The organism is Arthrobacter sp. zg-Y1219 (assembly GCF_030125545.1).
Taxonomy (GTDB): domain Bacteria; phylum Actinomycetota; class Actinomycetes; order Actinomycetales; family Micrococcaceae; genus Arthrobacter_B.
On record NZ_JASKLY010000020.1, the window covers coordinates 105,677 to 126,312 of the forward strand.

Annotated in this window: 18 protein-coding genes; 3 read left to right on the forward strand and 15 right to left on the reverse strand. The window is 61.4% G+C overall.

The annotated features are described in order from the left end of the window. Positions 1 to 16 precede the first annotated feature (16 nt). Both QNO00_RS15570 and QNO00_RS15575 read right to left on the reverse strand, forming a co-directional pair. Positions 17 to 1,729 carry an ABC transporter permease gene (locus tag QNO00_RS15570; protein ID WP_284025152.1) on the reverse strand — a complete coding sequence of 571 codons (1,713 nt, stop codon included), beginning with the start codon at positions 1,727 to 1,729 and terminating at the stop codon, positions 17 to 19. Positions 1,730 to 1,902: 173 nt separating this feature from the next. Continuing rightward, the gene (locus QNO00_RS15575) at positions 1,903 to 3,138 is read right to left on the reverse strand and encodes a cytochrome P450 (protein WP_284025153.1); all 1,236 of its coding nucleotides are present in this window, start codon (positions 3,136 to 3,138) and stop codon (positions 1,903 to 1,905) included. Between the two features lie 162 nt (positions 3,139 to 3,300). Between QNO00_RS15575 and QNO00_RS15580 the strand changes: the two genes are divergently transcribed. Next, on the forward strand, positions 3,301 to 3,891 hold the full coding sequence (locus tag QNO00_RS15580; protein ID WP_284025154.1) for a PadR family transcriptional regulator: 591 nt from the start codon (positions 3,301 to 3,303) through the stop codon (positions 3,889 to 3,891). Between the two features lie 87 nt (positions 3,892 to 3,978). Here the strand turns inward: QNO00_RS15580 and QNO00_RS15585 are convergent, their stop codons facing one another. Beyond that, complete coding sequence (locus QNO00_RS15585; RefSeq protein ID WP_284025155.1) at positions 3,979 to 5,139, reverse strand: acyl-CoA dehydrogenase family protein; 1,161 nt, start codon at positions 5,137 to 5,139, stop codon at positions 3,979 to 3,981. Positions 5,140 to 5,272: 133 nt separating this feature from the next. Beyond that, positions 5,273 to 6,418 (reverse strand): WD40/YVTN/BNR-like repeat-containing protein, encoded by a 1,146-nt coding sequence (locus tag QNO00_RS15590; protein WP_284025156.1) that lies wholly within the window; start codon positions 6,416 to 6,418, stop codon positions 5,273 to 5,275. A gap of 333 nt (positions 6,419 to 6,751) precedes the next feature. Between QNO00_RS15590 and QNO00_RS15595 the strand changes: the two genes are divergently transcribed. Together QNO00_RS15595 and QNO00_RS15600 are read left to right on the forward strand one after the other, a co-directional pair. Continuing rightward, on the forward strand, positions 6,752 to 7,795 hold the full coding sequence (locus QNO00_RS15595; RefSeq protein WP_284025157.1) for an extracellular solute-binding protein: 1,044 nt from the start codon (positions 6,752 to 6,754) through the stop codon (positions 7,793 to 7,795). Between the two features lie 142 nt (positions 7,796 to 7,937). Next, positions 7,938 to 9,326 carry an MmgE/PrpD family protein gene (locus tag QNO00_RS15600; protein ID WP_284025158.1) on the forward strand — a complete coding sequence of 463 codons (1,389 nt, stop codon included), beginning with the start codon at positions 7,938 to 7,940 and terminating at the stop codon, positions 9,324 to 9,326. Between the two features lie 265 nt (positions 9,327 to 9,591). Here the strand turns inward: QNO00_RS15600 and QNO00_RS15605 are convergent, their stop codons facing one another. From QNO00_RS15605 to QNO00_RS15655, 11 genes are all read right to left on the reverse strand, one after another. Next, positions 9,592 to 10,623 (reverse strand): ABC transporter substrate-binding protein, encoded by a 1,032-nt coding sequence (locus QNO00_RS15605; RefSeq protein ID WP_284025159.1) that lies wholly within the window; start codon positions 10,621 to 10,623, stop codon positions 9,592 to 9,594. A gap of 55 nt (positions 10,624 to 10,678) precedes the next feature. Beyond that, positions 10,679 to 11,464: a D-glutamate cyclase family protein gene (locus QNO00_RS15610; protein WP_284025160.1), complete on the reverse strand. Its 786-nt coding sequence runs from the start codon at positions 11,462 to 11,464 to the stop codon at positions 10,679 to 10,681. Beyond that, entirely contained in the window at positions 11,461 to 13,065 is a 1,605-nt protein-coding gene (locus QNO00_RS15615; RefSeq protein ID WP_284025161.1) for an FAD-dependent oxidoreductase, read from the reverse strand. The genes QNO00_RS15610 and QNO00_RS15615 overlap by 4 nt, the downstream gene beginning before the upstream one ends. A gap of 60 nt (positions 13,066 to 13,125) precedes the next feature. Then, the gene (locus tag QNO00_RS15620) at positions 13,126 to 14,277 is read right to left on the reverse strand and encodes a zinc-dependent alcohol dehydrogenase (RefSeq protein ID WP_284025162.1); all 1,152 of its coding nucleotides are present in this window, start codon (positions 14,275 to 14,277) and stop codon (positions 13,126 to 13,128) included. Between the two features lie 4 nt (positions 14,278 to 14,281). Further along, positions 14,282 to 14,479: a DUF4177 domain-containing protein gene (locus tag QNO00_RS15625; RefSeq protein WP_284025163.1), complete on the reverse strand. Its 198-nt coding sequence runs from the start codon at positions 14,477 to 14,479 to the stop codon at positions 14,282 to 14,284. A gap of 44 nt (positions 14,480 to 14,523) precedes the next feature. After that, positions 14,524 to 15,798, reverse strand: coding sequence for a Rieske 2Fe-2S domain-containing protein (locus QNO00_RS15630; RefSeq protein WP_284025164.1), 1,275 nt, complete (start codon positions 15,796 to 15,798; stop codon positions 14,524 to 14,526). Between the two features lie 54 nt (positions 15,799 to 15,852). Continuing rightward, entirely contained in the window at positions 15,853 to 16,881 is a 1,029-nt protein-coding gene (locus tag QNO00_RS15635) for an amidohydrolase family protein (RefSeq protein WP_284025165.1), read from the reverse strand. A 30-nt stretch (positions 16,882 to 16,911) separates the two neighbouring features. Further along, complete coding sequence (locus QNO00_RS15640; protein ID WP_284025166.1) at positions 16,912 to 17,904, reverse strand: PDR/VanB family oxidoreductase; 993 nt, start codon at positions 17,902 to 17,904, stop codon at positions 16,912 to 16,914. A gap of 11 nt (positions 17,905 to 17,915) precedes the next feature. Next, positions 17,916 to 18,569, reverse strand: coding sequence for an RraA family protein (locus QNO00_RS15645; protein ID WP_284025167.1), 654 nt, complete (start codon positions 18,567 to 18,569; stop codon positions 17,916 to 17,918). Between the two features lie 173 nt (positions 18,570 to 18,742). After that, on the reverse strand, positions 18,743 to 19,735 hold the full coding sequence (locus QNO00_RS15650; protein ID WP_284025168.1) for a substrate-binding domain-containing protein: 993 nt from the start codon (positions 19,733 to 19,735) through the stop codon (positions 18,743 to 18,745). 87 nt (positions 19,736 to 19,822) lie between these two features. Further along, positions 19,823 to 20,632: an enoyl-CoA hydratase/isomerase family protein gene (locus tag QNO00_RS15655; RefSeq protein WP_284025169.1), complete on the reverse strand. Its 810-nt coding sequence runs from the start codon at positions 20,630 to 20,632 to the stop codon at positions 19,823 to 19,825. Between the last annotated feature and the right edge of the window lie 4 nt (positions 20,633 to 20,636).

The window sequence follows — 20,636 nt, forward strand, 5'->3', positions numbered from 1 at the left end:
GTGATTCTCCAAATTCTTAAAGCAGGTTCGCGGGACGACGACGGGATACCTTGGGTGCCTGAGTCCATCTCGAGGACCAACGACCAAACCAGACGGCGGCGAACACCGTGATCGTGGAGACGACCGCAAGGATGGAAGCAAGGACGGCGAGCTCAGTGAATGAGCCATAGCGGCTGAGTTCGAGCATTTGGAACCCGATAACGGGATTGTTCGCTCCGGCCAGCAGGGACGAGGCAGTTAAGTCCGAGAGCACCCGGACGAATACCAATGCCCACGCGCCCACGAGGGCCGGCACCATGAGCGGGAGGATGACCCGCATGAAAGTTTTGCTCTCCGGTGCCCCGGAAATGCGGGAGGCTTCCGTGAGCTCGCCTCCCACCCCTGCCACTGCGGCGTCTGCGGAGATCGAAGCGTTCGGGAGGCACAGGGCGCAGTATGCCAGCAGTAGCAGGAAGGTTGTACCACTGAGGTAAAAGGGAGGACCAGTGAAAAGCAGGACCATGCCCACAACAATCACGAGGGCTCCCAGCGTGGCCGGAAGCTTGATCCCGACGTCGATAACTCTTCCGAGAACCGGCCCCGAACGTGCAACATACAGCGACACCAGGGCAGCGACAACGACGACGATAGTTGCTGCGGTCAACCCGAGCGTGAAGCTGTTGGCCAGTCCCTGCATGGCGTAGGAGTTGCTGAAGATGTCCGCGAAGTGCGAGAACCCGAAGGAACCCCAGTCGATATCAGCGCGCCAAGATCCGGTGAGCGCCACTATCAACAGTGCGAGGCAGGGAAGAGCGGTGGTCAGCAGGACGTAGCCGATCATGGCGCCGCGGGCTACGGGACGCCATTTGCCCAAGCGCAGCGGCGTGGAGCGGCTTCCTTTGCCCCCGACCGTAGCGAACTTGTTGGAGCGGAGGATCCTGGACTGGAGGAGCCACGCACCGAGCACAACAACCGAAATGATTAGGGACAGTCCGACGGCGACACCCTGCTTTGGCGGATAGGAAAAGACCAGGAGGTTTACGATCTGCTGCGAGAGAAGCGTAATGTCGGCGCCAGTGCCGATCATCGAGGGAATGTCCACCGTAGCGAACGCTACCCAGACCCACAGCAGCGCGCCCGCAGCGATGGCCGGCAGAACGGCCGGAAGAGTGACTTTGAAGAGCGTGCGGATCGCACCGGCTCCTGTGACGCGGCTCTGCTCTTCCAAGCTGGAGTCCAGCATCCTCAGGGCCGGCGCGATCATCATATAGGTGAACGCGACGCCATAGACGGTAAAAACGAGGATGAGCCCGCTCCAACTGTAGATGTCCATGAGCGGCACGGGTTCTTCCACACCGAAGAATGCCGTCATCTTCATCCACGCGCTGTTTAGGTAACCTCCCGTGGGTGCCAGCAGCAGTATCCATCCCACAGATCCGGCCACGGGCGGCAGCAGGAACGGGACCATGGGAAGCAGATCGGAGAAAAGCCCCATCCGTGCATCGGTCCGTTCGTTCAGCCAGGCAAGTGCTCCGCCGATCAAAACGGCGAAAACCGTGCTGCCGGCCACGACAAAGACCGTACTGCCGACCAGGCTCAGGACATCCTGCTGCAGAGTTTCCTGAAGAGGGGCGAGCGTGATCTGGCCATCGACTACGAAGAGACGAAGCAGGACCGTGCCCAACGGCACCACGGTCAGGGCAATGAAACCCACGGCCACAACCAAAGAGATAATGCTGAACGGGGACATCTTCTTTCCGTTGCGCAACCGGCCGAAGGACCTTCGCCGCCTCGACGGCGGGAGACCGGCCGCCCCTGTTTCGACCGGGCCGGGCGACCGATCGCCGTCCTCCCGGATAGTGATTACCGAAGTCACGATGAATCTCCGCCTTTCAAGTTCTGTGGATGCTGCTGTCGGCGCTGCTAGGAGATGACCGTGACCAAGCCCTCGGCTGTCTCGGAATCTGTACGCGTGGCCGCGATGTCGACCGGGATGCTCCGCGATGCCCGGAATGGCCAGTGCTCGCGTTCAATCTCTCCCCTGAGGCTGAACCCGCCCGTGCCGGTAATGACAGATTCCAGGGCGGCGAGCACGATTGCCCGTGCAATGTTCTTGCCGGGGCAGGAATGGATTCCTGCCCCGAATGTGAGGTGCGGGTTCGGCGAGCGCCCGATGCGGAATTCATCCGGGCTCTCGAAGACTTCAGGGTCACGGTTGGCGGCGGGGAAGACCAGGGCTACGGGTTCACGGTCGCGAATAACCTTTCCGCCGTATTCGACGTCCCCGTCCGCAGTGCGGGCAAAGCCGAGCTGTGGCATGTCCAGGCGCAGGAACTCTTCCAGGGACTCGGCAATCAGCTCCGGATTGCGGCGCAGCGTCTCCTGCAACGTCGTGTCTTCCACGAGGCGGGTCAGCATATTGCCCAGACTGTGCGAGGTCGCCAGCCAGACAATGACAAAGGGCTGTCTGACGGCGCCAATCAGCTTCTCATGGTCCAGTGGCATTCCGTGGGGCCGGGCCTGAAGGAGGGCGGTTGTCAGATCTGTTTCTGGATCCCGCGGGTTCCGAGTCCTGTCCTCGACAAGTCCGACGGCAACCTTTAGCAGCCCCGCGTGAGCTTCGGCCACCATGGCTTCATCCCTTTTCTGACCACCTTTGACGTACTGGTGCAGCCACCGGTCCAGGTCCTCAGGAGCGACGTCATCCATTCCGTAGAAGCGGGTGAGTGCGTACGCCATCAGCGGTCCGCCGAAGTCCCGTTCGAGATCCGCTGTTCCCTTGAGGACCATGCCCCGGACGAGCTTCTCGGCATGAGCCCGGATATCAGGCGCTATCCGTTCGCCGATTGGACCGTTAAAAACGGGAAGCATGGCTTCACGGAAGTCGGTGTGCTCCGGCTGGTCGGCATGCATGAGGGGGCGGGTTTTGCCGGCCATCCCTCCAGGGACAATGTGCGTCACTGAGTTGACGAAGCGCTTGTGATTCTTTGCGATGGCAACGACGTCAGACCGCTTCGTTGCGGCCCAGAATCCGCCCCATCTCTCCGACCTGGCCAGAGGTGCCGTATCCCGCAGCTGGTGCAGTGCCTTGTGCGGATCCGCAATAAATTCAGGAGCCAGTGGATCAAAGTCCCCGGCGGCCTTCTGAAAATCGGTCATGCCACGCCTTCCAGCCGAATATGTGATGTCCAACACGTTGACACTAACGCACTAGTGCATATGCAACAAGGGTTAGGAGCGACAATGCCGCCGGCCGGGCTTTTGGCACAGCATTTATGCGATACTTGTGACGCGCTTATTCGATCCAATGAAGGGGTGCGCGTGGCACTACCGGAAGAATCTCGCAGGCCCAGCGTACTGGGTCATGCCATCCTGCAACTCTTAACGCGAAATTCGGCCAGCGGATACGATCTCAAGAAGAGATTTTTCTCCTCGGTCGGCCACGGCTGGCACGCCTATGACACTCAGATTTACCGTGAACTGAAATCCCTGGAAGGGGCGGGCTACGTAACCGGTAAGGTTGCCAAGGGTCGCTCCGGGCCGCAACGGCGGATCTACAGCATTACAGACACCGGCCGCAGCTCCCTGCGGGAATGGTTGACCTCGGACTTGGACGTGGCCAAGCATAAGGACGAGTTCAACCTGCGTGTCTGGACGGCGGACCTTTTCCCCGAACACACTTTTGAAGAATTGCTGGAGAGCTCCAAGGCCCAGTGGCAAGCGTCCCTTGACCACCAGCGACTATCTCTCCAAGTCCTTATTGACGAATACGGTGCACCGGACGGCGGGGCGCCGGCAGAGGTATATGGCCGGCAACTGGCCATCGACGCCACCATCGCGGTAACGGAGGCCAAACTCGCCTGGGTCGAACGCACTTTGAGGGTAATCCGCAACCGCAAGGCCGGCTCATAGGGCATGACAACGGCAGCTGGGGGCCGAAAGTATTCCGGCCCCCAGCATCGACCCCGAGCACGGAGCCGATCTTTTACGCGTTTGCTCTTATTTGACCGCTACGCCCGGGCCAGGCCGGCCCCCACTGGAGTCCAGCCCGATGGCGGCCTTTCCATAAGCAACGGATGCCAAGTCCCAAGTGAAGGCCACATGCTGCGAGGCGGCGTTCACATCCCGCCACCAGCGTTGCATCTCCCCACTGAGGTAGACACCGCTGCCACCGCTGGCCTGATACAGGGTGTTCACTGCGTCCCTGCATTGCTGAACCGCGAAGGCCAGATTTCGGGAGCGGGCAGCCTTTTCAATGGCTGTGAACGTTGCGCCGGGGTGGGCGTTGTCCACCACGGCTGCGTCCTGCAGGAGGAGGGCTGTCGCTGCATCTATCTGAGCAGCCGCCAGCCCCAGCCTCGCCAAAGCAGGGCCGTTTGCTGCCTGGACAGCCGGTGGCAACGGGGTGATTCTGCCGGCAGAGGCTTCGGTGAAAACCCGCAGGGCGGCTCTTGCCGCACCCAGGGGCGCGCCAGCAAGCGACATTGGCCAGACTGAGTCATACGGAAGCGTGTAATGGCCTCCCTTGTGGATGGCTGCACCCGGGGCCAGGCCTTTTGCCAGGTCGCTGAAGCGAACCGCTCGATGCTCAGGTATGGACGCGTCCTTCACCAACAGGGACTTGCTGCCCGTCCCTTTGAGCCCGACGGCATGCCAATCGTCGATTATCTCAATGTCAGTTGCAGGAATTAGGAAGTACCAGGCCTCCGAGGAACCGTCCTCTTCCTGCACCTGCCCGCCGACCAGAACCCAGTTCGAATGGTCAATTCCACTGCAGAACTTCCCCACCCCGCCTTCCCAGCGGAATCCCCCGTCGACCCTGCGCGGCTGCTGGCCACCCAATCTGATCAGGGAGGCGATCAGCGACCGGGGATCTTCGAAGATTTCGGACTGCGCCTGCTCGGGGAAGAGGGATGCGAGCCAGGTGTGGCCCGCCAGCACGCCGTAAACCCAGCCGGTTGAGGCGCAGGACGACGCGAGCTCCATCTGCACCTCGAGCATCGTGCCGAACCCCAGCTCGGACCCTCCCCAGCGGCGCGGGGTAACCACGCCGAAGAGGCCCGAATCAACCAGTTCGCTGACTGTAGCCTGGGGAATTCTGCGCAGTTCTTCGGTTTCCGCAGTCCGAGCGGCGATACCCTGACCCAGGGACTGCGCCACGGTGAGTGCCTCTTCGCGTGAGGCCAGCACCTGGGGCAGAGCCGGCGCAGCCGCCGGGCTGTGCATATCTATTGTCATCTTCTTGTCCTTACTGGATGGGCACACGGTTTGGTTCGCGGCAGTTGCAGCATTCCTAGAAGCCGGCTCTGGCAAGTTCCTCAATCCGCTGACGCTCCTCTTTCGGCAGGAACCAACGGTAGTGGTGGACCTTGGAAACCGGAGGCAAACCGGCAGCCACTTCCTGCCAAAGCCCACCCCGGTCTGAGCTGTAGTACAGTTCGCCGGTCGCAGTGCCGCAGAACAACTCGACGCCCTCCGGGTGGGAGGCCAGAGACATGGCTTCGATATTCCCCTTCAGCGGCTGCGGCAGACCGTTGGAAACCTCGCGCCAGGACGTTCCGCCGTCATCACTGCGGATGACCCCCGCGTTCGAGGTACCTTCCTGCTGGTCCACCCAGGTCCGGGGCGGGTTCCCCGCCCCGGCAATGAAGATCGTGTCTTCGTTGTGCGGATCGATCGCCATGGCATCGGGATAGCCCAGACGGTCAGAGCGCGTTTGAATGTGTGTCCAGCTTTCTCCCGCGTTGGCGCTGTAGTACACGCCCTCACCGCTGGAGAGAAACATCTGCCGCGGGTCCCGCTGCCGGATCACGATCCGATGCGTGTCGTGGTACCAGAGGTCGTTCGGAGACTCGTAGGAGGCCAGCTCAGTGAAAGTCTCGCCGGCATCGGCAGTCTTGAGCAGGGCGCCCTGTTCAACGCACACGTAGAAGGTGTCCGGATCCGAAGGATGCCATGCAACGTTCTTGGCGTGTGCCAGGTGCGGGGGTGGCGGGAAGGTCCATTTTTCCGTGCCGGGAACCTTATTGAGCGCCGGGAGCTTTGTCCATGTCAGGCCCATGTCATCACTGAAGTAGAGGGATGCGGGCTCGACGCCGGCAAGGATGCGGACACCGTCGCCGCGGTACTGCGCGGCTAGGTGGAAAATGTGGTTCTCTGCGATGCCGGATTGGCGGCGTTCCCATGTCCCGCCGCCATCTGTGCTGACCCACAGCCCCCCTTGGCCGTGGCCGCCGGCGAAGATGGTGCCGCTCCTTTCCTCAAAGAGGACCGAGCTGATATGGACATCCTCAAGAGTCCTTTTGGCCTCCCTCCATGGCAGGTGGGGGGCTTCCCGTTCGAAATGGACGATGCCGCGGATGGTGCCGACGAGGAGCTCGCTTGCGGGCTCCTCGGAATGGGAGACTGCGGCGCCGTTCGGCGATACACATACCACCATGTAGCTCACCTTCTTCAATCTTGTCTTAGATGTGATCTGTACTACCGGGAAACAGTAATGAATAAGTGCACTACTAGCAAGACCCCAGCGTACCGGCCGGCGCGAATGCCCCCCGTTACCCAAGAGGCATTGCCACTAACAAACTTCTGCTCTAGCATCCAAGCATGATCTTGTTCCGGATCCCACCGGAGGGTGGCCGGGCAGCAGTACTGCTCCGAATGTTCCGCAAAGAGGCGGTTCAGGGACGGGCCTAGGAACACATTTCGGTTGCATGAAGCAATCAGACTCAAGTTCCCGACGATCTGCAGAGGGAACCCGAACAAAGGCTTGAACATGCGCAAACCCCTCCTCTCCGCAGCGTTCGCGGCGTCTCTTCTGCTCACTGCCTGCGGTGGCCAGGCGGCCTCCAGCCCTCCGTCCGAGCCCGTAGGCCCGGTGACAGACCTGGACAGCCTGGTCGAAGCGGCAGAGGCTGAAGGTGAGGTCCTGCTCTATACGGCACTGACAGAGGGAGACATGAACTCACTCGTGGAAGCCTTCGAGGCCAAGTACGACATCGAGGTTCAAGCGTTGCGTCTCGGCGGTACGGATGCGGCTACCCGCTTTGACACCGAAACTTCGGCAAACGCACCCAGCGCAGACATCCTGGCGCTGGCAGACAGTCGATACGTTGGCGACGCCGTCGGCAGCGGGGCGCTTGTGAACATGGAAGAAACGGGCCTGTACGATCTGCTGGATGAAGTTCCGGAGCACCTGAAATCTCCCGACGGGGGGTTCTCCATCTCGCAGATCGTGTTGTCCGGCGTTGCCTACAACACCGAGAACGTCTCGTCTACCGACGTTCCCGGGTCTTGGGAAGACCTTCTGGATAGTCGTTGGACCGGCAAGCTCGTGGGAACCTCGCCTGATGCCTCAGTCAATAATCTGGTCGTCTGGGGTCAGCTTTACGACACCTATGGCGCGGACTTTGTTTCTGAGCTCGGAGCCCAGGTGGCCCGGACCTACCCGAATATGGTGCCCCAGCATGAGGCATTGTCCGCGGGCGACGGAGACCTGGCTCTGCAAAGCGCCCAGTTCTTCATCGAAGGCCAAAAGCAAGAGGGGAAGCCGCTCGAATTTGTCCATCTTTCTCCCTCCGTCTACCCGGTGATTGCGACGGGAGTTTCGGAACGGGCACAGCACCCGAATGCCGCACGCCTGCTTGCTCATTTCATGATGACTGAGGAGGGAACCCGGACGGTGACCGATCCGGCAGTGGGTTCATTTTCGCCATACGACGATCATTTGATCCCCGAAGATTTTGCCATAATTTCCGCAGAGGACTTCGAAAGATATGAGGGCATGCGGGACGAAATCATGGAAGCCTTCGGCAAATAGCTTCCGCTGGTGCTTCCAGTGTCACTCTGAGACGCGGGGCGGGGGGGTAGGGCAATAAACACCGCCCCCCTTTGAACCCGCCCCGCCCCCCCCCCCCCCCAGAGAATATTTATGCCACGTCTCACCCAAAGGAGACATTCTTATGCACCTGGTACCCACAATGTCCGCCACAGAGCATCTCGGTGAGTTCTCCGCTTCGCTCCGCTACAAGGATCTGCCCCCTGCAACAGTTGATCGCGCCAAGCAGCTGCTGCTCGATCAGCTTGGCTGTCAAGTGGCATTTTCCAGTCTGCCCTCGAGCCGGCAGGCCCGCTCATATGTCCTCGCCAGACGTCCGGGTAAGGGTACTTCCACAGTCGTCGTCAATGGTGACCGCCTCGGTCCGGAGGATGCCGCCTTCCTCAATGCCGTCAGCGGCCACGGATTTGAGTACGACGACACCGAGATGGGCACTGCTTCCCATCCCGGCGCAGTGGTCATTCCGACAGCACTCGCTTTGGCAGAACAACATGGGACACCGGGACCCGACGTGATCACGGCGATGGTGGTGGGCTATGACATCATGGTCCGCGTCGCGTTGTCAGCTCCGGGAATGATGCAGAGAGGTTTCCACACCACTGCTGCCGCTGGACCCTTCGGCGCGGCAGCCGTCGCTGGGCGCCTTTCAGGATTACCCAGCGCCCAGCTTGCCAGTGCCCTCGGGATCGCTGCAAGCCAGGCCGCGGGAATAACCGAATATACGTCTACCGGCGGTTCCGTGAAGAGATTCCACCCGGGGTTCGCCGTCGCCGCGGGAATCCGGGCGGCAGCTCTGGCCGCGGCGGGAGTGGATGCACCTTCCACCGCTTTGGAGGGGACGCGGGGATTCATTGCTGCCTTCAGCGGCTCGGATCGTTCGGGAGAGCTCTCCGATGGGCTCGGCATCGAATTCATGCTCGACAGGACCGGCACTAAGCCCTACTGCTGCTGTGCCGGGCAGCACACAGCCATAGACGCCATGGCAGTACTGATGGAGCGTGATGGTCTCCGGGCCGAAGAAGTTCAATCGATCGAGGTCTATCAACGAGACCGCGAGCGGCACGTAGTCGGCAAAATCACCGCTCCGAAGGACGAGATCGAGGCACAGTTCAGTGCAGCGTTTGGGCTTGCTTTGAGGCTCGTTACCGGTCGCAACGGCTACGCTGACTACTGCCTCACCAATCTCCAAGATGAGGGTATCCGCGCCCTCTCCCGTCGAGTCACTTACCCCGTTGCTGCCGAAGGTTCGCTGCCCACCGGGCACGCCCCAGCCCGAGTAGTTGTTACCCGCCGGGATGGGTCTCGCATTGAAGCCACCGTGGAATACGCCTTGGGCTCCCAGGAACACCCGTCGGGTTGGGCCGACGCCGAAACGAAATTTCAAGACCTTGCTGACGGGGTCATTTCCGAGGCGCAAATACGGCAGGTAATCGAGCAGGTCCAGGGGTTTGATTCCGCCCCTGGTGTTGGGGCGCTGATGCGATCGCTCACTCTCCCCAAGAGCGCCCGATAGCGCATCTGGTGTGGGGCAAACCCCTGCCACATTGCCTTTCACATCCCGATCCTGTGCAGGACCGGGATATGTTGGCCCGTCGCAATCAGCCGTATTCGCGGCGGTCGGTGGAGCTGGACATGTGAAGCTTGGCTGTGCGTGGCCCCTGATGTTCGATGATGGACCATCACCCTGAATCTCCGGAGTACTCACCCGGCGCGAAGCGCGGCGGAACCAGCCTGGGTTCAGCCGCGCCTCGGCACGCCGAGTGCGTCGGCTCGCACTGTTACTTTTTGAGCTGCCCGACGATCTCGTCCTGGCGCGACTGAATCTCCTGGATCTCTGCCGTGCCCGGGACCCGGAAGTCCGCCGGAACACCGTCATCGTAGGGCGAGAAGACGCCGGCACCCGACGTGATGGTGGAGATGCCGTCCTCACTCATCAAAAACTGGGCCAGCAGGCGGGCCGCCGCCGGGTGCTCGGCAGCTGTCGCAACGCCGAGCGCCTGAGCAGGGTAGTAGTTCGGGGACAGCGACTTGAATGCGAGCGGCTGCCCAGCCGCGGTTTGTGCGGCGACGAAGAATTCCGGGCTTGGCACGGCCAGCTCTCCCTCGCCTGCGGCTAGGGCTTCATGCATCGGGACCAGGTTCGGATAATAGCGGCCAATCTGGGCGCCGATCTCCGACAGGTAGTCCTCACCCTGGGATTCGGACACGATCGACCAGGTAAGGATGTTGGCCAGGGAGGATTCCGGTGCCACGGCCAGGATCTTGCCGGTCCAGCGGGGATCAAGCAGGTCCTCCCAGGTGTCCGGTGCGTCCGCTTCATCGACCAGATTGGAGTTGTAAACCAGGCCATTGTTCGTGACGGTCAGCACCGCGGTCTTCTCTTCCTCCAGGAGCATGTCAGAGGGGAAGTCCGGGACCAGAGGAAGGACACCGGTCTCTTCCAGGGGAAGAATAGTGCCCTTTTCAGTCGCTGCGCCAAAGAAGGAGGTGTCGTTGACGACCACGATATCTGCCGTCCGGGACTTTGCTGCGCTTTCGGAGTCGAACCTGTTCATGGCATCGCTGCCACCCAGCCGGATGTCTTCAATGTCGATGTCGTAAGTTGCCTCGAACTCCTCAACCAGCTTGACGAGGTCCGGTTCCAGCAGGCTGGTGTAGAGACGGACGCTTCCTTCCGATTCCGCAGCGGCAACCAATTCCTCCAGGTTCGAAAACTCGACTGCGGTCGGTTCCGCGGTGGCCGCGGCACCTCCGCTGCATGCGGTCAGGCTTATTGCCAGGACGGCATAGAGTGCCAGGGTTTTGCGCATTGCTTTTCCTTTCGTCGACATGGACGAATCGGGCGGGTAGAGCAGGAATTTGGTGCTATAGAACAGATGTTTCCTCGACACGCCGGTCCGTAATGAGCATGTACGGCGGGTCAAAGGTCAGCATGAGGTCCGGCTTTGCAGCTTGCGCCGCCAGGACGGCAGTGGCGCTGCAGGCCCAGAAGACCGGGACTTCGCCGGCTGCCAGGGTGGGCGCCGAACCGAAGTCAGGCTTGCTCAGGTCTTCGAGTCCCAGTTCCCCGGGATCCCCGAAGTGAATGGGCCCGCCATGCGTGGCCGGGAAGCGGGAGGTCACTTGAATGGCACGTATTGCGTTCTTCGTATCCATCGGCCGCATCGTGACGGCCAGGTTCGTTGCGAAAGCACCCACTGACTGTGCTGGAACGGTCGTCGTGTAGACCCGGCCCTCACCTCGAACCACGCCGGCCTGGGTCAGCGCATGTTCGAAGGTAAGGGAGCAACCGAGGTAAAAGGCAACCATATCTTCCCGCCACAGGCCGGATATGTCATCGCATGTGCCGGCCAGTTCGCCGTTACGCCAAATCCGGTAGCTGTGGAGGTCAGTCCGGATATCTCCACCCGGGGCCAGATATCCGGGTTCCGGATCGCCTGGTGCGCCCACATGCAGCAATCCTGCCGCTTTGGAATTCAGCTGGCAGAAACGCAAAAAATCCGCCGCGTACGCCTGGGGAAGCATCAGGACTGAGGACTGGGTGTATCCCTGCGGAATGGTACGGAGATCACCGCCCCACCTGCCTGCCGCAATTTCGCTGCGCAGCCGACCGGGCGATTCCAGCGGAATCTCCGTCGTCAAAGGGCTCATGCGTGCACTCCCGCGGGTATGGCAGGAACCGTGGCAGGCCGGGGAGTTAGGGCTGAGGCACTCCGTGCGGCGATTTGCCCCGAGATCAGAAACTCGGCGATGTCCCCCATCGAGTTGTAATACGGCCCCCACAGTGACCCGCACTCACCAATCGCATAGAGCCGCTGGATAACCCGGTCACGGTGGTCCAAGACCCTTTGTTCCGAGTCGTGCTTGGGCCCGCCATGCGTGTTGACGAAAGTGGGCAGCATCGGACCTACCGCGTAGTACGGCCCCGCCCCAAGCGGCGCGCGGTAGTTGCTGCGGCCGAACGCATCGCTCTCCCCCGAGACGCAGCTGCGGTTGTACTCTTCCACGGTTGAAACAAGTTGGGCTGCGTCCAGATACCCGGCCCGATACGATCCCGGAGCCTCGGGGTAGCGACACTTGTGGGCAAGTTCCTCGAGAGTATCCGCCCGGACGATCCAGCCGTCATCCAGCTCCGCTCGGTTGTCGTCGCTCCATGCCGGGGTCCGTGAGTTGAGGGTCGTCATAACGGCGCCGGCGTGGAAGGCCTTGGCGTCAAAAATCTGGAAGGCCGGTACATGGGCAAACTCCGCGGAGTCCACATCCACCCTAAACCAGCTCTCGCGGTTGCTGTATCCATGGTGAACCTCCCCCGTTTCCGTCGTCTCGTTGTGAAAGCGGCGGGCGTTCTTGTCCACCCAGATGACACTTCCTGCATCCTTGAAAGCAGGAGCCCGGTGCCCGAAGCCGGACATCTGCATGAAGTCGTAAGTCACGTACACTCGCCCGGGTTCAGGTTCGATTCCCCAATACAGCGGGCCCGATACGGAGTTCATATGCCAGAGCTGGGCACCTGCCTCCTGGGCGAGCTCAATTCCGTCCCCCGTCAGTTCTGGACTCCCTAGGAAAAGCACCGGGCAGTGTGTGAGGTACTGCTGCCTCATCCGCTCGTTGAACTCGAATCCGCCTGTTGCCAGTATGGTCGCTTTCCTGGACCTGACGGTGATCCGTGCTCCATCGGAGGTTTCCGCTACCACGCCGTGAATTTCGCCCGATGACGGGTCCTGGACCAGAGCGACGACCCGCGCTCCATACTGGATGCGCGCACCTCGGTTTTCCGCCAATGCGGCGATGGACTCGTAAAGGGCAGCTCCGCCTGGCGCCTTGATGGCGCTGAGCCCCAACAAGCCTTCTGCACCTGGCGCCCCGGGGTACTCGGGAAAGAAACCGTCAGCGCGGAAGGGCTCGGGGTTTTCCTTCATTTCGAAACCGAGCTGAGATTGGAACTGCGGAAGAGTTTTCATGCCGTCGATGAAGGCACGCAGCACTGCCGGCTCTGTCTGGCCCGCGCACATCCAATCCAGGTAGCGGAAAGCCTTCTCATCATCAACGGGGAACGTGAGCAGGGACCCTGCGACGCACACGGAGTTCCCGCCGCCACGGTCCGCCTTTTCAAGCACCAGGACATCCTCGCCAAGAGCAGTTGCGGTGGCGGCGCAGGTGGCACCGGAACCCCCGTACCCCACTACAACCAAGTCGGCTTCCTGATCCCAGGCTGGCGGTGCCCAGGCCTTGTATGGGTAATTTTCGATCAACGGAGCTACCTTGCCCTTCGGGAGTCTGATGCGGACGGACCTGACCACGGCCGTTCCTGGTTATTGGCTGGGGACGATCGTTGCGTGCAGGACAGGGTCACTGTCCCACCCGCCCGTGGCACGCAGAGCGTAATCCACATCGTCCAGTCCGCCAACGAAACTGGACATTAATTCCAACGGGTACTTACCGGACGCGATGAGCTGCAGCGCCCACTCGACCGATTCGAAGCTGTGTCCTCGGACTGCCTGCAGGTCGAGGTGTTTACGGGACAGTTTCCAAATGGGAAACCCATCCAGCGGGGTCCTGGACGCCGCAGCCATGATGATCCGGCCTCGTTTAGCCACCAGGTCGATGCCACGTTCCAGGGTCTCCGAATTCCCGGCGGCCGCGTCGATGACCAGACTAGCTCCCGAGCCGTGGGTCAGGTCTGCGATCAGCCCCGCGACGTCGTCGGGGCAGTCCCCGTCGACCACGCAGGTTTCCGTGGCACCGAACGCCTTCGCCACGTCCAACCGTGCGGAATCACGTGTCAATCCCACAACGACGACGTGCGCCGCGCCGGCCTCTTTAGCCGCCAGCAGCGATCCGATTCCCGCTTGGCCCGGACCCATGACGACGACGGTGTCGCCGGGGCGGACACCCCCATCGAGGTACGCCCATTGATATCCGTTTCCCAGCGGCAGTCCCAGTGTCGCCAGCACCGGGGACACGCCGTCGGGAACACGGTGAGGAACGGCATTGGGGTGCACGAACATCATTTCGGCATAACCGCCCCAGAGCCCGTGGCCCACTGCCGTTCCCGTGGATCCGAATCTCAGGGCATCCGGGTTGGCCGATGTGTCCGAAGCCAGACACGACCGGAACTCGGAACTCCGACAGAAAGTGCAGTGCCCGCAGGGCAGATACTCCTCCAGCAGCACCCTGTCGCCGTCGCCGACTCCCCACCGGGCTTCGGCTACCGGACCGACCGATACCAGGACCCCTACATTCTCGTGGCCCATGATTCGCTCAGGCAGGTCGCTGCCGTATGAGTGGACGTCTGACCCGCACACGCCTGCCGCTTCGACCCGCAGCAGTGCCGAGTCTGGTCCGGTTTGCGGAACGTCGAGGACACGGATCTCGTTGCTCGCCGGACCGACAGTCACAGATGCCCGGATGCGCTTGGTTATACCGGATACAGCGGCGCTCTCCCGCGGCGGTGCGTTAGTCACGGAATCAGCCCGCCTGGTTCCGCGGTCGCACGAACACCAGGATCAGGTATCCCGTGGTCGAGGAGTTGTAAATAATGGGTTGGATGCTGTCCAGGGACCAGCCTTGGGCATCGTGCTCGTCCAGGACCTCCTGCATCTTCTCCGTAACAGCCTCCGGCGTGTAGCCGGTGGCCCTGACTTCAACAACGTGGTGCTGCTGCATACTGTCTTGTCCCTTCTGGATCTGATGTTGGTCGGCGCTGCGTCTCACCAGTAGGTCAGCGTCATCTCCTTGGCGGCATCGCGCCAATCAGTTCCAGTTGGGACAAGGGCATCAGCGCCGCGCACTTCCCGGTAGGTTTCCGGTTCAGTTCCTGCCGGTGCCGTACCCGTCTCCATCTCGTCCATGAGCTTAAGCAGCATCCGACGGCAGGCCAAGACGGCCCTGTCCGTGCTGCCGAGGGCCTCGGTGCTGCGGTCCACGATGGCGCCCATGCCTTCCTGGATGGCGTAGTCCTGGGTATTTACCCCTTCGATGCCGGTGAAGGTCTTGGTGCGCTGAACCTCACGGTCGATCAGGTAATCATTCGCGGCATTTCGCTGGAGCCAATAAGTCCCGGGAATCCGCTCGGGAACACCGCGGCCCATTTCAGATTCGTGGGCGTCCCACCACTCATCGCTGATCGGATGGTCAATGTCAGCCGATGCCAGCGTGTTGTAGACCATGACGTTTTCATCGTCGATCGGAACCCAGATATGTCCGTACATACCGGGCATTTCCGGCGTCTTGCCGTCCAGCCCAACCAGAAAGCCACGGCACTGCTGCGACGGCAGCAGGAACTGGTAGATGCGAAGGTACGTCGTGTCATTGCCGACGTTGCGCAGCGACGCATATCGGAATCCGTAGTCGGTGAAGTCGACGTCGAGCTTCGGATGACGATCCAAGTTGCGCAGCAGGCGCGGGTTCTCGAGGTCGTTGTTGTGGGCAAAGGACGAGTGGGCAGTGTCGATGCCGCCTTCGATAGCTTGGAGGAAGTTACAGTGCTCACCGGACTTGGAAACACGGCGGTGTGTCGCCGGAGCGCGCATCCACTCCTGGTCTGGGACTTCCGGGGTGTGTTCCTGAGGGCCCATATAGGTCCAGACAATCCCTGCGGCCTCATACGTGGGATACGCCTTCATGGTTACCCGGTACCGGAACTTGCTGTCAGGCTGCTCGGTAGGCATGTCTACACAGTTGCCCAGTGTGTCGAACTTCCACCCGTGGTAGACGCAGCGCAGGCCGCATTCCTCATTCCGCGCAAAGAACATTGGCGCCTTGCGGTGCGGGCAGTAGGCATCGACCAGGCCCACTGCACCGGAACTGTCTCGGTATGCGATTAGGTCCTCCCCGAGAATGCGGACTCTGACCTGGGGCGAGTCTGGTTCCGGGATCTCCTCGCTGAGGCAGGCTGGGATCCAGTAGCGGCGAAAGAGCTCACCCATCGGTGTACCCGGGCCAACCCGGGTCAGGCGTTCATTCAGTTCCTTGGTGATACGCAACGTGTCCTCCTTGAGACGGCTACGGCGGTAAGAAAAGTGGAGTATTGCGGCAGGCTAGAGCCGCTTATAAAGACCCTGGGCATTTGCTGAAAAGATCTTTTCCTTCTCGTCCTCTTCCAGCCAGCTGATGGATTCGATAAGAGGACGGAGGTCGTCGTAACTGCGCCCGGTCTCCGGATTGATTGGTGATCCGCTCCCCGGGACCTCGGTGCCGAAGAGCACCCGGTCAGCGCCAACCAGGCGGATCAGCAGCTCCAGGGACGGCTGGTAATGGACCAGCGAATCAAAGTACAAGCGGGACAGGGAATCATCGAAGGATTCGACATCGGAGCCCTTGCCAGCCTTGTTGTCGAAGGCTTCCACCTCCGTATTTTCCAGATAGCGCGCTGCCCTCCAGCGGCCAATCTGATAGGGGACAGACCCGCCACCGTGGCTCATGATGAGCTTGAGATCCGGGAAATCCCTGAACGTGTTGGACTCCGCCAGTGAAATGACGCTGCGGCTCGACTCCGTGATCATGTGTTCGCTGTAGGACTCGCGCCAACTCTTGCAGCCACCGGAGTGGACCAAGCCGGGGACGTTTAGCTCGACCATCTTCTCGAACAGCGGGTACCACCACTCGTGGCCGATCCGCGGCAGCCGCTGCTCCTGGCCCTCCGCCGGATCGGGATTAATGAGCACACCCACAAAACCAAGTTCGTCGACGCAACGTTCAAGTTCCTCAATCCAGGACTCGGGCGTTGTCCCCGCAGCTTGGGGCAATGCGGCTACGCCCCGAAAGCGTTCTGGAAAGGCCTGCACTTGAGCTGCGACGGCGTCATTTGTGGCCCGGGCCCACCAATGCACGATCTCTGCGGGCTCCTCCGAATGCATGAGCTGGAACGGGCGGGGAGAGATGAACTGCATGTCTGTCCCGGCAGCGTCCAGAAGGGACACATGCCGCTGCGCCGCGGCAAGGACCTTGTCCTTGGGCAGCTGGATTCCGCTGCGCCCGTGGGCGCCCCGACCAGCGATCAGGATGGACCGGTAGGCATAGAGCTCGGCCGGGGACGAGACATGGCCGTGGATATCAATAACCGTCATGGAAATACCTTTGGGTGGCAGGGATGAAGACTAGAGATCGAGCACAATGCGGGGGGATTTGGCACGCGACACACAGACGAACATGGATTCGTTGGCCTCCCTCTCGGCAGCGCTCAGGATCTGGTCGCGGTGTTCCACCTGGCCAAGCAACACTCGGGTCTCACAGGTTCCGCAGAAGCCTTCCTCGCATGAAGATGGCATGTCCGGTACCACGGCGCGAATCGCCTCAAGCACGGTCTGATCCGGGCTGACGCTCACTGTGCAGCCGGTGCGCCGCAGCTCGACCTCGAAGCTCTCCACGCTTTCTGAAACCTCGGGCTCGGGGGCATTCGGAGCTGCGCCGAACCGTTCGAAATGAACCTGTGCGCTCCTTCCGGCGGCTTCCGCTTGGGCCAAAACGGCTCCCAGGAGCCCTTCCGGGCCGCAGCAATAAACTGCGGTGTCGTCATCAACATCAGCGAAGATTGCCTCCAGATCCAGGATCCCTCGGGTGTCCTGAGGCACCAGAGTGACGTGCTCCGCGCCCAGCACAGACAGCTCATCTTTGAGCGCCATGGACTCCAAGCTCCGGCCTCCGTAGTAGAGATGCCAGGCCTTCCGGTCTCCCAGTTCGCGGGCCATGGAGAGGATGGGAGTAATGCCGATACCTCCCGCGATGAGGACGTATTTGCCGGCATAACCAAGTTCAAATCGGTTCCTGGGCCCACGCACCTTCAGCAGCCGGCCGGTCATCACTGTGTCGTGGATTTCCGCCGATCCCCCGCGGCCGTTGGGTTCCCGCAGGACAGCCACTTTATAGCGGCACCGGTCGTAAGGATCGCCGCAGAGGGAATACTGCCGTACCAGACCCGAAGGCAAGACAATCTCCAGATGCGCCCCGGGCTCCCATTCCGGCAGGTCCGCCCCCTCGGGATGGACAAAGGTGAGTGAGTGCACGCCTTCTGCTTCCCACTTGACGTGCCGCACCCGAAGCTCCATCACGTCTACCTGCGAAGTCTGCTTTTCCATGGCTTCAGTTGTCATGAAGGTCTCCTCTAGGAAATCGGCGTCTGGAGGCGGTGGTAGCCGGCCCGCGACCGGGCTTCACGCAGGTCCGAACCGGTGCGGATATCCTCCCGGATACCGTCTTCCCTGGCTTGAATGTCCTCGCCTACGCCTATCACTTCCTCGGCGCGGTCACGCGGCACCGCGACCAAGCCGTTGGCGTCCCCCAGGAGGAGGTCACCCGGCCGAACTGTGACTCCGCCAATGAGCACCGGGACATTGAGCGCCTCCAGCTGGACGCGGTCCTTGCCTGTGCGCATCCAATTGCCGCGTGTGAAGAGCGGATAGTCCAGCTCCAGTGCCCGGTCAAGGTCGCGGCACACTCCATCGATCACGGTTCCGGCGAGCCCGCGGCGTTTGGCCACGATGGTCATCAGGTCACCCCACACCGTGGCATCCATTCGTCCCGCGTTGTCGATGACCACCGCTTGCCCGGGGTCAAGGTCGTCGACAAAATCACCAACGGTCGCCCCCGCTTCGTAGGCCGGCAAATACTTGACGGTGAACGCTTCGCCGGCAAGACGGAAGGACCGGTCCAGAGGCATGATGCCGAGGCACTGGCCGGGGATGCCCAGTCGGTCCATGGCATCGCTAACGCCGGGGGTTTCCAGGGCTTTAAGCCGCTGAAGCAGTTCGTTGCTCATCCTGAGTCCCATCTCCGCCCTCGAACGTCTGTGTTCAATCGGGCATTCACTTGTGTAAGTCAGATCACAAACTAGCTGATAAGTGCGTGACTCCGAACGTAGCCGAGCACCCTCAGGAATGCAACCGATTTGCCGAGTTATTCGGCAAATCGGCTACCAAATTACTGCACTAGTCAAAGGGAGAGTGTCTGTTCCGCAAAGATCTCTTTCACATCGACCTTTTCCTGCATAAGGCCCTGTTCCACCAGATAGTCTGCAGCTGCGTCCAGGACAGGCAGTTCGCTCGCAAAGCCATAGGGCACGGGATCCGCCAGCCGTGCCCGCGCCACTTCCCCCGGTGACAGCACACCAGCTGTGGCATATAGCCCCAACAAATCGAGGGCCGAAGACAGTGTGGCCCTCTTGGCTGCTTCGAAAGCGGAATACAGATTGAGGACGATCCACGGGTGGCGTTCCACCAGTTCCCTTCGCACCACCACGCAGTGGTTTATCGGCAACAGGCCGTGGGCGTCCAGATAGCGCCGGCCCTCAGCCTCCGGGTCCGCAAACAGGGGAACTACGTCGGCCTGCCGTCCGGCCGCTCCGGTCGACCTGTCGATCAGGTTGGTCTCCGTGAGGTGCACGAAGGATGCATCCAACTCCCCGCGTCTCATCAGCGAGGCCAGCGTCTCACCTGGCTGCACATGCCTGAACTCCACTCCTTTCGGGGCCTGGAAGCCGGTAGTTCCTCCGTGGCTCCGCTCTGGAGGGCGCTCCATAAACCAGCGCATCTCCGAGGGATGGACTCCAAAATCGTGCTGCAGCACTGCCCTCGACCAGAGTGCAGAAGTCTGCTGATATTCCGGCACACCCACCCGTTTGCCTCGCAGGTCCGCGGGCTTCAGTATGCCCGCCCCCCTGCGCACCATGATGGTGGTGTGGAAGAACCGCCTCGTCGTGAAGACCGGGAGAGCGACCCAGTCGCGCTTGCCCTGCGCCCAGCCGATCAGCAACGTGGCCAGGGACATCTCCGACACGTCGAAGTCTCCGAACTTCAACTGGCGCCAGAACATTTCCGAGGGATGGACGTAGCTGACTGTCCAGTCGATTCCCTCGGGCTGCAACGATGACAATGGTGAGGTCATCGCGTTGCGGGACAAGCAGGCACTGATACTGATGCGGCTCATGGTGTGCTCCTGATGTGGCCGGGCGGGGTTCCGTTCCTCCCCGCCCGGCAGTCTTATGCTGGCTGGCTCCGGGCCGGGTCCGACAGGCTAGGACGTACGGACGTAATCCTTGTTGGTACCGCCCTTCTGGGACTTGAGGTAGCCGTCAACATCTCCAAGCGGGTCAATGGACATGCGCATGCGGGCTGCGACCATGTCATCCGAGAACATGGCGTGGTTCAACGGGAGGTGCTCGTCAAGATGAATGGCAATCTTCGCGTGGGCAAGGACAGCGGGGTTGCGGCCCGCCAGCTCCTTGGCGATCTGGTACGACTCCGCATCTAGTTCGGCAGCCGGAGCGGACAGCGTGGTGAGCCCCATTTTTTCTGCTTCGATGCCATCGATGTTGCGTCCCAGCAGCTGCAGGAGGACAGCCTTCTTCCGGGGAATCCCGGACTTGACGACTTGGGCGGTGACACCCTGGCCGAAGCTCCCGCGCAGCACCTCCGGCATGCCCATCTGGGCATCTTCAGCGGCGATCACAACGTCGTGGGCCAGCATCAGGGAAAAGCCGCCGCCAAGGCAGTAGCCGTGAACAGCTGCCACGGTGAGCTTGGGGTAGTCACTGACTGCCAGGGACAGCCGCGCCGGAGTCTTCCACTTCGCCCAGTCATAGAGCGGGCGGTACTCCTTGCGGAAGTCACGGAGGTAGTGGAGGTCCATTCCGGAGCAGAATGACGGGCCGTTCGCGCGGGTAAGGACCACCTGAATGCCGTCGTCATCCCGTACTTCTTCGAGGGCAGCGATGTACCCGTCCAGGATGTCGCCGTCGAGCGCATTGTGCTTCTCCGGGCGATTCAGGGTGATTACAGCTACCTTGTCCTCGTAGCGCTTCTCCAGCAAAACTTTCTCGGTCATGGTG

Bases quoted from the DNA above. Each gene is read 5' to 3' on its own strand.
- QNO00_RS15570 (WP_284025152.1), bottom strand. From the start codon at position 1,729: ATGTCCCCGTTCAGCATTATCTCTTTGGTTGTGGCCGTGGGTTTCATT.
- QNO00_RS15575 (WP_284025153.1), bottom strand. From the start codon at position 3,138: ATGACCGATTTTCAGAAGGCCGCCGGGGACTTTGATCCACTGGCTCCT.
- QNO00_RS15590 (WP_284025156.1), bottom strand. From the start codon at position 6,418: ATGGTGGTATGTGTATCGCCGAACGGCGCCGCAGTCTCCCATTCCGAG.
- QNO00_RS15595 (WP_284025157.1), top strand. From the start codon at position 6,752: ATGCGCAAACCCCTCCTCTCCGCAGCGTTCGCGGCGTCTCTTCTGCTC.
- QNO00_RS15600 (WP_284025158.1), top strand. From the start codon at position 7,938: ATGCACCTGGTACCCACAATGTCCGCCACAGAGCATCTCGGTGAGTTC.
- QNO00_RS15605 (WP_284025159.1), bottom strand. From the start codon at position 10,623: ATGCGCAAAACCCTGGCACTCTATGCCGTCCTGGCAATAAGCCTGACC.
- QNO00_RS15610 (WP_284025160.1), bottom strand. From the start codon at position 11,464: ATGAGCCCTTTGACGACGGAGATTCCGCTGGAATCGCCCGGTCGGCTG.
- QNO00_RS15625 (WP_284025163.1), bottom strand. From the start codon at position 14,479: ATGCAGCAGCACCACGTTGTTGAAGTCAGGGCCACCGGCTACACGCCG.
- QNO00_RS15635 (WP_284025165.1), bottom strand. From the start codon at position 16,881: ATGACGGTTATTGATATCCACGGCCATGTCTCGTCCCCGGCCGAGCTC.
- QNO00_RS15640 (WP_284025166.1), bottom strand. From the start codon at position 17,904: ATGACAACTGAAGCCATGGAAAAGCAGACTTCGCAGGTAGACGTGATG.
- QNO00_RS15645 (WP_284025167.1), bottom strand. From the start codon at position 18,569: ATGAGCAACGAACTGCTTCAGCGGCTTAAAGCCCTGGAAACCCCCGGC.
- QNO00_RS15650 (WP_284025168.1), bottom strand. From the start codon at position 19,735: ATGAGCCGCATCAGTATCAGTGCCTGCTTGTCCCGCAACGCGATGACC.
- QNO00_RS15655 (WP_284025169.1), bottom strand. From the start codon at position 20,632: ATGACCGAGAAAGTTTTGCTGGAGAAGCGCTACGAGGACAAGGTAGCT.